Raw genomic sequence first — 12,006 nt, forward strand, 5'->3', positions numbered from 1 at the left:
CGGCCCGCTAGCCGATCAGATGCGGAATGCGCTGGAACAGCGCAATGGTGAACTCCACCAGATGCCCCAGCAGCATGCTGCCGGTGGCAAACAGCGTGGCCGTCAGCGCGACCGCCTTGGCCACGAAGGCGATGGTCGGTTCGTTCAACTGGGTGGCGGCTTGCACCACGCCAATCACCACGCCGACCACCAGCACGGCCAGCAACATCGGCCCGGCGATCCACAGGACGGTGACCAGGCCACCACGCAATTCAGTCAGGGCGATTTCAGGGCTCATGGGAGGTGCTGATGCAAGTGGGGTGCCAAAGGGGCGGGGATTGGGAATTGGGGAGTCGGGATTTGCGGCCTGGCTGGCGGTTTGGTGGGGAGGAGGTCGGTTTCATTCTTGCGATTGGCCGTGCCGTGCCTTGCCTTGCCTTGCTGTTAGCGTGTCGCTGTCGCTGTCGCTGTCGCTGTCGCTGTCGCTGTCGCTGTCGCTGTCGCTGTCGCTGTCGCTGTCGCTGTCGCTGTCGCTGTCGCTGTCGCTGTCGCTGTCGCTGTCGCTGTCGCTGTCGCTGTGCTCTAGCTTTGGTTTGCTGTTGGTTTGCTGTCGGCTTTTCGAGCCCCCATACCGCAGCGGCAATCCAGGTAGATACAACCCGCAGGGCGGCGCGCATGGATGCGCGACGTTTTTGTAAGGGACATGGATGTCCCTTACAAAAATTTCTACCTGGATTGCGGACCTGGAGCGCGCAGCGCGGAAGGCGCGAGGACGGGGTGTGTTTCTTTGGTTACTTTCTTTGCACAAGCAAAGAAAGTGACTCGCCCCCCGAAGGGAGACGAAAGCTCTGCACTTGCTTGTGTTGAAGCTTATGTCTTCGTTTTTTATGGAGCGCAACGTCAAGTAAGGGGCTTTCACGCCCTGCGGGCGCGAGTCACTTTTCTTTGCTTGTGCAAAGAAAAGTAACCAAAAGAAAGCACACCCCGTCCTCGCGCCTTCCGCGCTACGCGCTCCAGGTCCGCATGCCATCCGGGAATTTTTCAAAGGGACGTCCATGTCCCTTTGAAAAACGTCGCGCATCCATGCGCGCCGCCCCTGCGGGGTTTGACCCGGATGGCCTGCCGCTGCGGTATGGGGCCCCGGAGAAGCAAGAACCTAGAAGCAAGAACCTAGAAGCAAGAACCAAGCACGGGGCTGCAAGCGCTTGAGCACTAAAGCTGTGCTGTGTGGCGGCTTCAACAAAACACACTCCACTTGCCGGCAAGCGCTACCGCGCGCAACGCGCGCCCACACCTACGACGCATTGAAGCTGGCAGCCAGCGTCCCCACCACCAGCACCCACCCATCCACCAGGATGAACAGCAAAATCTTGAACGGTGCCGAGATCAGCATCGGCGACAGCATCATCATGCCCATCGACATCAGCACGCTGGCCACCACCAGGTCGATGATCACGAACGGGATGAAGATCAGAAAGCCGATTTCGAACGCGGTCTTCAGCTCGCTGGTCACGAACGAGGCCACCAGCACCGGGAACGGTACCGCGTCCGGGCCGGCGTACTTGCTGTCGCCGGCCATGCCGGCGAAGGTCATCAGGTCGGTCTCGCGGATCTGCGCCAGCATGAAGGCGCGCAGCGGCTGCGTGGTCAGCGTCCAGGCGGTGGAAAAATCGATCTGGTTATTGAGGTAGGGCTGCAAGCCGGCGCCCCACATCTTTTGCCACACCGGCATCATCACCAGCGCGGTCAGGAACATCGCCAGGCCCAGCAGCACCTGGTTGGACGGGGTCTGGCCTGTCCCCAGCGCCTGGCGCAGCAGGCCCAGCACGATGGTGATGCGGGTGAAGGCGGTCAGCACCAGCAGCATCGACGGCAGCAAGGTGATCGCCGTCATCAGCAGCAAGGTCTGCAACGGCAGGCTCACCGGCTGGTCGCCGATGCGGCCCACGCTCACGTTTGGCAGCGACGGCAACTGGTTGGAACCGGCCGGTACCGCGGCAGGGGCCGCCGCCGGTGCCGCGGCCTGCGCCATCGACGGCAGCGCGGCCGGGGTGGCCGCGGCCAGTAGCGGGCAACTCATCACCAGCAGGATCAGCACCAGGCGCACACTGCGCCCCCAACGATTCCAACGGCTCAACATGTCACGGGTCCTTGCGCAGCTTCTGGGCGAGCAGCTGGGCGAAATTGGGAAGTTGCTTGAACGTAGGCAGGGTTGGTGCGGGCGCGGGCGGCAGCGGTTCGGGCAGGGTGTGCAGGGTGCTGATGCCGCCGGCGGTGACGCCCAGCAACAACTGCTGGCCGTTCACCTCCACCACCACCACACGTTCCTTGGCACCGACTGCCAGGCTGGTCACCACACGCAGGCCCTCGGTGCTGCGGAATCCGCTGCCGGGCATGCGCTTGAGCAACCAGCCCAGGCCGACGATCAGCGCGAGCACCAACAGCAATGCAAAGACTGCGCCAAACAGGCTGGGCGAGGAAGGCGCTTGCGCGCCGACCTGGGTCGCCTTGGCCGCGACCGGCGCCGCAGCGGCCAGCAGGCCGATCACCGCAGCCTCCGGATCCGTTCGCTGGGGCTGACCACGTCGGTCAGGCGAATGCCGAAGCGGTCGTTGATGACCACCACTTCGCCGTGCGCGATCAGGGTGCCGTTGACGTAGACGTCCAGCGGTTCGCCGGCGCCGCGTTCCAGTTCCACCACCGAGCCCTGGTTGAGCTGCAGCAGGTTACGGATCGGAATGCGGGCGCGGCCCACTTCCAGCGACAGGGTCACCGGTACGTCCAGGATCACGTCCAGGTTGAGGTCGGCAGCGTTCTGGTCCTGCTCGGCCTGCAGGCTGTCGAAGGTGGCAGGCGAGGCGTCGAGGATGTCGGAGTTGATCATGTGCTGGAGTCCTGGGAGGGAACGGCGCGTGGGGCTTGCACGCCGGGCGGGCGTACGGCGGTGATCTTGACGGCGTTGTTGCCATTGGAAACGCCGAATTCGCCGGTGAATAACGGGATGTCTTCCACGCACAGCGGCACCTGGGCGGGCAGGTCGATCGGCAGGATGTCGCCGACCTTCAAGCCGGTGAGCTGGCGCAGGCTCATGCGCTTGCTGGCCAGCACGCTGGACAGGGTCACCTCGGCGGTATCCAGCTGCTCGCGCAGCATCACGTTCCAGGAGTCGTCGCGGTCGTTGCGGTCGCTCTGGATGCCGGCATCGAGCAGTTCGCGGATCGGCTCCAGCATCGAATACGGCAGGGTGATGTGGATCTCGCCGCCGCCGCCTTCCAGCTCCACATGGAACCGGCACACCACCACGTACTCGCGCGGGGTGACGATGTTGGCGAAGTGCGGGTTGATCTCCGAGTTGATGTACTCGAAGTCCACGTCCATCACCGGCGCCCAGGCTTCCTTCAGGTCGGCGAAGGTCTGCTTGAGCATCAGCTGGATCACGCGCATCTCGGTGGCGGTGAATTCGCGGCCTTCGATGCGGGTGTGGAAGCGGCCGTCGCCACCGAAGAAGTTGTCCACCACGGTGAACACCAGGGTCGGTTCGAACACGATCAGGCCGGTGCCGCGCAGCGGCTTGAAACGGATCAGGTTGAGGTTGGTCGGCACATACAGCGAGTGCATGTACTCGTTGAACTTGACCAGGTCGATGCCGCGCACCGACAGGTCGGCCGAGCGCCGGATCAGGTTGAACAGGCCGATCCGCCACAGCCGCGCGAAGCGTTCGTTGACCATCTCCAGGGTCGGCATGCGCCCACGGATGATGCGGTCCTGGCTGGACAGATCGTATTGGCGCGCCTCGCCGGGCAGCGGCTCCGGCTCGGTGTTGACCGCGCCCGAATCCACGCCATGCAGCAGGGCATCGATCTCGTCTTGGGAAAGCAGATCACTGACGCTCATCGGGCAGGCCTTACTGGGTCACGAAACTGGTGAACAGCAATTCTTCGACGCACTTCTTGCCGGTCTCGCTGGTCATGACCTTCTGCGCTTCGGCCAGGGCGGACTTCTGCAGCTTCTGCTTGCCGGCCAGGTCGGCCACGTCGGTGGCCTTGACCTGCGACAGCAGCATCAGCAGGTGCGCGCGGATGGCCGGCGCGTTCTCGGTGATGAGCTTGAGCTCTTCGGGGTCGCGGGTGACCAGCTGCACTTCGACCTGCAGGTACTGCGGGCCATCGCCGGGGTCGGCCAGGTTGACCACGATGGCCGGGTCCATCGGGAAGTACTGCGCCGGCTTGGGCACCTCGGCCACCTTGGGGGCGTCGTGCTTGCCGCCTTTTTCCTCGCCCTTGTGGCCCAGGAAGAACCAGGCGCCGCCGCCAGCGGCTGCCAATACCACCACACCGATGGCGATGAGCAGGATGGGCTTCTTGCCGCCCTTCTTCTTCTCGCCCTTGTCGTCTTTATCGTCGGTCTTCTTGGGTTTTTCAGCCGCTGCCACAGTCTGCTCCAGGGGAATGCTCACCCTGTCGATGCAACTGGCATGCCAAAACCGCGTCGGTTTCCTGGCGCATGCCATGTGGAAACCAAAAAGCCCCCACAGCCCTTGCGCTGCGGGGGTGGAGGGGCGTCATCGGCTACCGGCCGGGCGCGCGGATCAGCGGCGCCGGGGCGTGCCCGTCACGTCGCATCAGGCGTAGGCGTCCAGCAATCCACGCTGGCGTAACACCACCGACGGAATTCCGACGGGCGGGGCGTCGTCCAGGGTCAGGCCGTTGCCGCTGTCGTTGCCGCCATTGCGATTGCCCGCCGAATGCTGCTGTTGCTGACCGACATCGGCCTGGCCAAGCTGGAAGCCGTTCTGGCCGAGCATTTCGCGCAGCCGCGGCAGGCTCTGTTCCAGCGCCTGGCGGGTGTCGGCATTGGCGGCGGTGAAGCTGGCATTGACCTTGTCGCCCTCCAGATGCAGGCGCACCTCGACCGGACCCATCTCGTTCGGGGTCACCTTGATGTGGGCATGGCCGATCTTCTGGTCCGCCAGCCAGCTCATGCGCGCGCCGATGGCGTCGTCGAAATTGTCGCTGCCCAGGTCCGGGGTGGGCGTTGGCGAGGCGCTGAAGATCGGCGCCGCATCCTGCAGACGGGTCGGCGCCGGTGCGGTGGCGGTCGGCAGTACGAATGCCGGGGCGTCCGGCGCTGCCGGGGCGGCGCTGTCGTCGGCGGCCGGTTCCAGCGCCTTGGCGGCCATGCTCATCAATGCGGCGGTCTGCGCGTCGCCGCTCACGGCGGTGGTCGAAGTCGGCTTGGCGCCCGCAACGGCGGCCGGCATCAGCGCTCCCAGCGCGGGCAGGGTGGTGCCAGCGTTTGCAATGGCGGCGGCTGCGGTTGCATCGGTGGGCACTGCGGTGGCGGTCGCGGTAGCGCCGTTGGCACCGGCCATGCTGGCCGTCAGTGCCGCCGCTGCAGCCGCCAGCACATCGCCACCCGGCAGCGCCTGCGCCAGCAGGCCCATGCCGAAGCCACCCAGCCCGGCCGGCGGCCAGCCGGCATCGGTCGCGGCGGCTGTCTCTGCGGGCGCGTCTTCGCTGGTAGCGGCAGCCTTGGCGGGCTTGCCCGTCTTGGTGGCAGTGCCCGCCGTGCTCTTATCGGTAGTTGCCGCGTCCTTGGCGGTACTTGGCTTGGCCTGCTTGGCATCGCCGTCCTGCGCCCGCGGCCGTGCAGTGGCATCGCCGGCCGCATCGTCGCGGGTGTCCTCGTCGCTGCGGTTCCTGTCGGACTGATTGGGCTTGGGTGCGGACTGCTTGGCAGGCACGCGCTCGGGTGCCTGCGGCGGGGCCTGGTTCGGCGTGTTGGCCGGATTGAGCATGCGCGCAAACTGGTCCTGGCCTGCGTCCGGTTCGGACGACGGGTCGCTGTAGCTGGATTTCTTGCCGGTGCCGGCAAGCGCACCAAGGCCGGCGGCGAAGGCGGACAAGGGATTCATGCGGATTCTCCGTGGGTGTCTTGGCTGCGGGCCAGGCGCGAACGACGGGCGCCGAGGTCGTCCATCTCCCGCTGGTCGCGGCGTTCGATCACTTTGTTTTCCTGGGCACGGTAGCTGGCGGCCAATTGCTCCAGCACCTGCTTCTCGCGGCTGGCCAGCAGCAGGCGGGTGCGCTCGGCTTCGACCTTGGCGATATTGCTTTGCACGGTCTGCGCCTGCTGCAGCACGGCGCTGTCCAGGCGGTCCAGGAAGGCGCGGCGGTTGCTCAGCGCCACGGCGCTAGTGCCGGCCATCTGGCTGTTGGCGTATTCCTCGGCGTAGCGGCGCAATTCTTCCAGGCGCGACTGGTGGGTCTCCAGGACGCGCTGGCGCTCGGCCAGGTCGCGGGCGACCTTGTCTTCCTGTTCCTGCGCGCGGCGCAGCAGTGGGTCGATCCGTTTGGACTGCATCATGGATTAGTTCTCGGGTTCGACCAGTTGTTGCAGGGCGGACAGGCTGTCGCTCAGCAGCGAGGCCTTGTGCACGTCCTGGCCGAGGAATTCGACGATTTCCGGCCAGCGTGCCAGCGCCTCGTCGGTGGCCGGGTCGCTGCCGCGCTGGTAGGCGCCGATGGCGATCAGGTCGCGGTTGGCGGTGTAGGCCGACAGCAGCCGCTTGAGCTTGCGGATGCGCAGGCGCCAGGTGTCGTCGGCGATGTCCTGTACCACGCGGCTGACCGAGGATTCCAGGTCGATGGCCGGATACAGGCCGCTGTCGGCGACCCGGCGCGAGAGCAGGATGTGGCCGTCCAGGATGGCGCGGGCGGCGTCGGCAATCGGGTCCTGCGGGTCGTCGCCTTCGGTCAGCACGGTGTAGAAGGCGGTGATCGAGCCGCGGCCCTTGGCGCCGTTGCCGGCACGCTCCACCAGCGCCGGCAATTTGGCGAACACCGACGGCGGGTAGCCGCGGGTGGTCGGCGGCTCGCCGACCGACAGGCCGATCTCGCGCTGCGCCTGCGCAAAGCGGGTCAGCGAGTCCATCAGCAGCAATACGTTCAAGCCCTGGTCGCGGAACCATTCGGCAATGGCGGTGGCGCGGTAGGCGCCATGCAGGCGTGCCAGCGGCGGGCGGTCGGCCGGTGCGGCCACCACCACGGCGCGGCGCAGGCCTTCTTCGCCCAGGGTGGTTTCGACGAAATCGCGCACTTCGCGGCCACGTTCGCCGATCAGCCCGACCACGATGACGTCGGCCGAGGTGAAGCGGGTCATCATGCCCAGCAGGGTCGACTTGCCGACGCCGGAGCCTGCGAACAGGCCCACGCGCTGGCCGCGGCCGATCGGCAGCATGGCGTTGATGGCGCGCACGCCGACGTCCAGCGAGGTGGTGATGGGTTCGCGCGCCAGCGGGTTGATCGACACGCCGGCCATGCCGATGCTGCCTTCGGCGCGGATCGGGCCCTTGCCGTCCAGCGGGGTGCCGTCGCTGTCGATGACGCGGCCGAGCAGGCCTTCGCCCACTTCCACGCCGCCGCGGCGCCGCGAAGGCACCACCCGCGCATTCGGCAACAGGCCATGCAGTTCGGCGCTGGGCATCAGGTAGGTGCGTTCGCCGGCGAAGCCGACCACTTCGGCGTCGACCCAGCCGCCATCGACCTCGACCTTGCAGGTCGCGCCCATTGGCGCTTCGCAGCCGGTGGCTTCCAGGGTCAGGCCGACCGCGCGGCGCAGGATGCCTTCGCGGATCAGGGTGCGGCCGGCGGTGGGTTCCAGACCCAGCGTGCCCAGGCGGGTAGCCAGGCGCAGATTGCGTGCATCCAGCCAATCGGCCGGGGTGGCACCGAACAGGGCGCTCACAGGCCCGCTCCGGATTTGCGCATGACCGTCTCCAGCGCAGCCCGCAGGCGCGCGTCCAGGGTGCCGTCGATGCGCACGCTTTCGGCGTGCACACGCAGGTCGCCGCGGCTCAGGCTCATGTCCGGGGCCACGCGGGTGGTACTGCTGGGCGCCAGATGCGGCAGCAGCGCGGTGATGTCGTCCGGATGCAGGCGCACTTCGACTTCGCGGCCGGCGCCGCCCACCGCATCGACCGCCTCGCCGACCAGGTCGGCCAGCAGCTGCGGGTCGGCCTGGTAGGCACGGCCGACCAGCTGGCCGGCGATGCGCACGGCCAATTCGCCGAGCGCACCGACCACTTCGTTTTCCAGCCGCGCCAGCGGGCGGGTGAAGTTGTCCAGGATGCCGTCGATCTGCGCGGTGAGCCGACGCACTTCCGACTGGCCCTGGGCGAAGCCTTCGGCATGCCCGCGCGCGAAACCTTCGTGCTGGGCAGCGTCTTCGATGGCCTGGATCTCTTCCAGGGTCGGCGGGCGCAGCACCGGCTCGAGCATGGCCGGTTCTTCGTAGTCCGGTTCGGGCAGGGCCGGGACAAGCTGCAGGTCCGGGGCCAGCCAGCGGGTGACCACCTCGTTCATACCATGGCCTCCGCACCGGCGCCGCCCAGGCTGATGGCGCCTTCGTCAGCCAGGCGGCGGACGATGGTGAGGATTTCCTTCTGCGCCGCTTCCACGTCGGCAAGGCGCACCGGGCCGCGCGCTTCCATGTCCTCGAGCAGGATTTCGGCCGCGCGCTGGGACATGTTGCGGGTGATCTTTTCGCGCACCTTGACGTCGGCGCCGCGCAGGGCCAGGCCCAGTCGCTCGCCGGAGACTTCGCGCAGCAGCGTCTGCAGGCCGCGGTCGTCCAGGTCCACCAGGTTGTCGAACACGAACATCAGGTCCTGGATCTTGCCGGCCAGGTCGGCATCGATCTTGCCGATCTCGCCCAGCACGCCCTGGTCGGAGCCGGTGTCCAGGAAGTTGAGGATGTTGGCCGCCACCTTGATGCCGCCCACGTTGGACGACTTCAGGTTCTGGTTGCCGGCAAATTGACGCTCCATGATGTCGTTGAGCTCGCTCAGCGCGTTCGGCGGAATGCCGTCCAGGGTGGCGATGCGCAGCAGCACGTCGGCGCGGGTGCGCTCGGGCAGCAGCTTCAGCGCCTCGGCGGCCTGGTCGCTGTCCAGATGCGCCATGACGATGGCGATGATCTGCGGGTGTTCGTTGCGCACCAGGTCGGCGACCGCGCGCGGGTCCATCCACTTCAACGTATCCAGGCCGGTGGTGTTGCGGCCCAGCAGGATGCGGTCGATCAGCCCACCGGCCTTGTCGGCGCCCAGCGCCTGGATCAGCACGTTGCGGATGTAGTCGTCGGCGCCCACGCCCAGCGAAGTCTTGCCCGCCAGTTCGCCGTTGAACTCGTCCATCACCTTTTCGACCTGGTCGCGCGAGATGCCGGTCATGGTGGCCATGGCGATGCCGATCTTCTGCACCTCCTTGGGGTCCATGTGCTTGAGCACTTCGGCGGCGTCGCTTTCGCCCAGCGACAGCAACAGCACCGCGGCGCGCTGTACTCCGGTCATCGGTTGTGTATCAGGCTTCACTGGCGACCCATCCCTTCACGACTTGTGCGACACGTTTTGAATCGGCTTTGACTGCCTCGCGCGCCAGGCGCATGCGCTCTTCGTAGGCGTCTGGCAGAGCGATCGGGGTCTTCTTGTCCTGACCGATCTGCGCGGTGTCTTCTTCCAGGCGGGGCATCAGGTCGTCATCGTCCTCGACCATCCGCACGTCGGCGCTCTGTGGAGTGCCATCCTTGCCAGCCTTGCCTTGCTTGTCCTTGACCGCGGTCACGCCGGTGAGTTGACGCAGGGTGGGGCGCACCACGCCGAACAGCAGCGCCAGCACCACCACCGCACCGACCAGCAGGCGCAGACCGTTCTGCACGCGCGGGTCTTCCCACCACTTCGGGCCTTCCTCGCCCGCCACCGCTTCGCGCACGAACGGGGCATTCATCACCGACACCGTGTCGCCGCGTGCCGCGTCGAAACCCACTGCCTGCTTGACCAGGCCTTCGATACGGGTGAGCTCGGCAGCGGTGAGCGGCTGTTCGACCATCTTGCCCTTGGCGCCCGGGCGCGGGACGTTGTCCAGCAGCACCGCCACCGAGACGCGCTTGATGCGACCGGCCGGCTGGCGGGTGTGTTGCAAGGTTCGGTCCAATTCGTAGTTCCGAGTGGCGCTCTTGGAACTTTCGGTCGGCGTGGCCGGTGCGGCGGCCTGACCATTGGCGGCGGCCGGGGTGCCCGGCGCGCCGGCCACGGCCGGTGCCGGCGGCTGGCCGGGGCTATTGCTGGTGGCGCCCGGAGGGCCCTGCGGGCCGGTGGCGCTGGTGCTGGTGTCGCTGACCTGCTCGCTGCGCAGCTTGGCCGGCTCGCCGTTGTAGAGCTCGCGGGCTTCTTCGACCACCGAGAAATCCATGTCCACGCTGGTTTCCGGATTGACCCGGCCCGGGCCGGTCATCGGCTCGAGCAGTTCGCGGATGCGCTGGTTGTAGGAGCTCTCCTGGCGGCGCACCTGTTCGAACTGGGCGGCGTGCTGCGCCGCGTCGCTGTTCGGGTCGGCGATGGAGAGCATGCGCCCGCTCTGGTCGACCACGGTGACGCGTTCGGGGGTCATGTCCGGAATGCTGGACGCCACCAGATTGACGATGGCATCGACCTGGTTGCGCTCCAGGCCCTGGCCGCCGCGCAGTTCCAGCACCACCGAGGCGCTGGCCACATCGCGCTGGCGGGTGAAGGCGCTGGGCTTGGGAATGGCCAGGTGCACACGCGCCTCGCGCACCGGGCGCAGGGTGCCGATGGTGCGCGAGAGTTCGGTTTCCAGCGCGTGCTGGTAGCGGGCGCTTTCCACGAACTGGCTGACGCCAAAGCCCGGGTCCTTTTCCATCAGCTCGAAGCCGCCGCCGGTTTCCTTGCCGGTCAGGCCGGAGCCGGCCAGCTTGAGGCGGGCGTCGTACAGACGGTCCTGCGGCACCGAAATGGCGCCGGTGCCCTGGTCGATCTTGTAGGGGATCTGCGCGGTGCGCAGCAGGTCGGCCGCTTCGGCATTGCCCTTTTCATCCAGGCCGGTGTACAGCGATTGATAGCCGGGCTTCTGCGACCAGAAGAACACTGCCAGACCGGCTGCGACCGCCAGGGCGATCATCGCCATCATGGTCAGCTTGCGGGTGATCTGCAGGCTGCGGACACGGTCGAACCATTGCCCCGCCTTTTCGGCGTTCTGGTTCATGTTTTCTTTGCTGATCGCGAGTGCCATGTGTCGTCAACCTTTACAGCGGCATGTTCATGACGTCCTGGTAAGCCTGGACGAGACGGTTGCGGACTTCCACGGTGGCGCGGAAGGCCACCTGGGACTGCTGGGAGGCGACCATGACCCGTGCCAGATCGGCATTGGCGTCGCCCATTTCGAATGCCTTGGACAGCGCGCCGGCTTTCTGCTGGGCCTCGTTGACGCCGCCGATGGCGCCGCGCAAGGTCTCGCTGAAGCTCGGTGCCTGGGTCGCCGGTGTCCCCTGCGTGCCGGCCAGCCCCTGGATCTGGTTGCCACGCGCCGCATCGCCCACCGCGCCCATCGAGCCTTGGCCCATCTGCGTCTGGTAGCTGCGGATCTGCGAGAGGATGGAGGTAACGGAGTCGCTCATGGGTGCGGTCAGCCAGGGAGGCAGTGACACCAAAGCAAGCGGCGTGCCGAAATGGCGCCGGGATTCCGGCGCGCTGTATCAAAGCACCCAGACTGTCCTTCTCCCGCCTACGGGAGAAGGTGGCGCGCAGCGCCGGATGAGGGCACGACCGTCGGTGCCATGCGCTGCAGGCATGGCAACCCGCGGGCGAAGGACTGGCGCGCGCGCCCATCCGCCCTTCGGGCACCTTCCCCCGCAAGCGGGAGAAGGGAACAGAAGGCCGCCAATTGCAGTGCGACCGCCAGTTTGCAGTGCAATCGCCAGATCAAACGCACCCAGGCTGTCCTTCTCCCGCCTGCGGGAGAAGGTGGCGCGCAGCGCCGGATAAGGGCACGACCGTCGGTGCCACGCGCTGCAGGCATGGCAACCCGCGGGCGAAGGACTGGCGCGCGCCCCCATCCGCCCTTCGGGCACCTTCCCCCGCAAGCGGGAGAAGGGAGCCAGAAGGCCGCCAATTGCAGTGCGACCGCCAGTTTGCAGTGCCACCGTCAGATCAAAGCACCCAGACTGTCCTTCTCC

At 66.9% G+C, this 12,006-nt stretch carries 14 protein-coding genes; 1 reads left to right on the forward strand and 13 read right to left on the reverse strand.

Annotated elements, in window-relative coordinates:
- Positions 1–7: 7 nt before the first annotated feature.
- Positions 8–277 (reverse strand): flagellar biosynthetic protein FliQ, encoded by a 270-nt coding sequence (locus ACCQ03_RS06860; RefSeq protein WP_005917968.1) that lies wholly within the window; start codon positions 275–277, stop codon positions 8–10.
- Between the two features lie 151 nt (positions 278–428).
- Between ACCQ03_RS06860 and ACCQ03_RS06865 the strand changes: the two genes are divergently transcribed.
- Positions 429–677, forward strand: a complete 249-nt coding sequence (locus ACCQ03_RS06865) for a hypothetical protein (protein ID WP_372359852.1) — start codon at positions 429–431, stop codon at positions 675–677.
- 596 nt (positions 678–1,273) lie between these two features.
- On the opposite strand, the gene fliP is transcribed toward ACCQ03_RS06865, so the two are convergent.
- From fliP to fliE, 12 genes are all read right to left on the reverse strand, one after another.
- A complete protein-coding gene (fliP, locus tag ACCQ03_RS06870; protein WP_057677817.1) occupies positions 1,274–2,119 on the reverse strand; it encodes a flagellar type III secretion system pore protein FliP in 846 nt (281 codons plus the stop codon).
- A 1-nt stretch (position 2,120) separates the two neighbouring features.
- On the reverse strand, positions 2,121–2,528 hold the full coding sequence (gene fliO / locus ACCQ03_RS06875) for a flagellar biosynthetic protein FliO (RefSeq protein ID WP_039575627.1): 408 nt from the start codon (positions 2,526–2,528) through the stop codon (positions 2,121–2,123).
- Positions 2,525–2,863: a flagellar motor switch protein FliN gene (gene fliN, locus ACCQ03_RS06880; RefSeq protein ID WP_007969679.1), complete on the reverse strand. Its 339-nt coding sequence runs from the start codon at positions 2,861–2,863 to the stop codon at positions 2,525–2,527. The genes fliO and fliN overlap by 4 nt, the downstream gene beginning before the upstream one ends.
- The gene (gene fliM / locus ACCQ03_RS06885; RefSeq protein ID WP_039575621.1) at positions 2,860–3,873 is read right to left on the reverse strand and encodes a flagellar motor switch protein FliM; all 1,014 of its coding nucleotides are present in this window, start codon (positions 3,871–3,873) and stop codon (positions 2,860–2,862) included. The genes fliN and fliM overlap by 4 nt, the downstream gene beginning before the upstream one ends.
- 10 nt (positions 3,874–3,883) lie before the next feature.
- Positions 3,884–4,435, reverse strand: coding sequence for a flagellar basal body-associated FliL family protein (locus ACCQ03_RS06890; protein WP_022559112.1), 552 nt, complete (start codon positions 4,433–4,435; stop codon positions 3,884–3,886).
- 165 nt (positions 4,436–4,600) lie between these two features.
- On the reverse strand, positions 4,601–5,893 hold the full coding sequence (locus tag ACCQ03_RS06895) for a flagellar hook-length control protein FliK (protein ID WP_209227024.1): 1,293 nt from the start codon (positions 5,891–5,893) through the stop codon (positions 4,601–4,603).
- Positions 5,890–6,345, reverse strand: coding sequence for a flagellar export protein FliJ (gene fliJ, locus ACCQ03_RS06900; protein WP_005918178.1), 456 nt, complete (start codon positions 6,343–6,345; stop codon positions 5,890–5,892). Before fliJ ends, ACCQ03_RS06895 begins: the two co-directional genes overlap by 4 nt.
- 3 nt (positions 6,346–6,348) lie before the next feature.
- Positions 6,349–7,725 (reverse strand): FliI/YscN family ATPase, encoded by a 1,377-nt coding sequence (locus tag ACCQ03_RS06905; protein ID WP_005918170.1) that lies wholly within the window; start codon positions 7,723–7,725, stop codon positions 6,349–6,351.
- A complete protein-coding gene (locus ACCQ03_RS06910) occupies positions 7,722–8,342 on the reverse strand; it encodes a FliH/SctL family protein (RefSeq protein ID WP_011347268.1) in 621 nt (206 codons plus the stop codon). The genes ACCQ03_RS06905 and ACCQ03_RS06910 overlap by 4 nt, the downstream gene beginning before the upstream one ends.
- Positions 8,339–9,328: a flagellar motor switch protein FliG gene (gene fliG, locus ACCQ03_RS06915; protein ID WP_017158030.1), complete on the reverse strand. Its 990-nt coding sequence runs from the start codon at positions 9,326–9,328 to the stop codon at positions 8,339–8,341. Before fliG ends, ACCQ03_RS06910 begins: the two co-directional genes overlap by 4 nt.
- A 10-nt stretch (positions 9,329–9,338) precedes the next feature.
- Positions 9,339–11,063 (reverse strand): flagellar basal-body MS-ring/collar protein FliF, encoded by a 1,725-nt coding sequence (gene fliF, locus ACCQ03_RS06920; protein WP_057677820.1) that lies wholly within the window; start codon positions 11,061–11,063, stop codon positions 9,339–9,341.
- A gap of 13 nt (positions 11,064–11,076) precedes the next feature.
- Positions 11,077–11,448: a flagellar hook-basal body complex protein FliE gene (fliE, locus tag ACCQ03_RS06925; RefSeq protein WP_209227025.1), complete on the reverse strand. Its 372-nt coding sequence runs from the start codon at positions 11,446–11,448 to the stop codon at positions 11,077–11,079.
- Between the last annotated feature and the right edge of the window lie 558 nt (positions 11,449–12,006).

The organism is Xanthomonas sp. NCPPB 3569 (assembly GCF_041475645.2).
GTDB classification, from domain to species: Bacteria; Pseudomonadota; Gammaproteobacteria; order Xanthomonadales; family Xanthomonadaceae; genus Xanthomonas; species Xanthomonas phaseoli.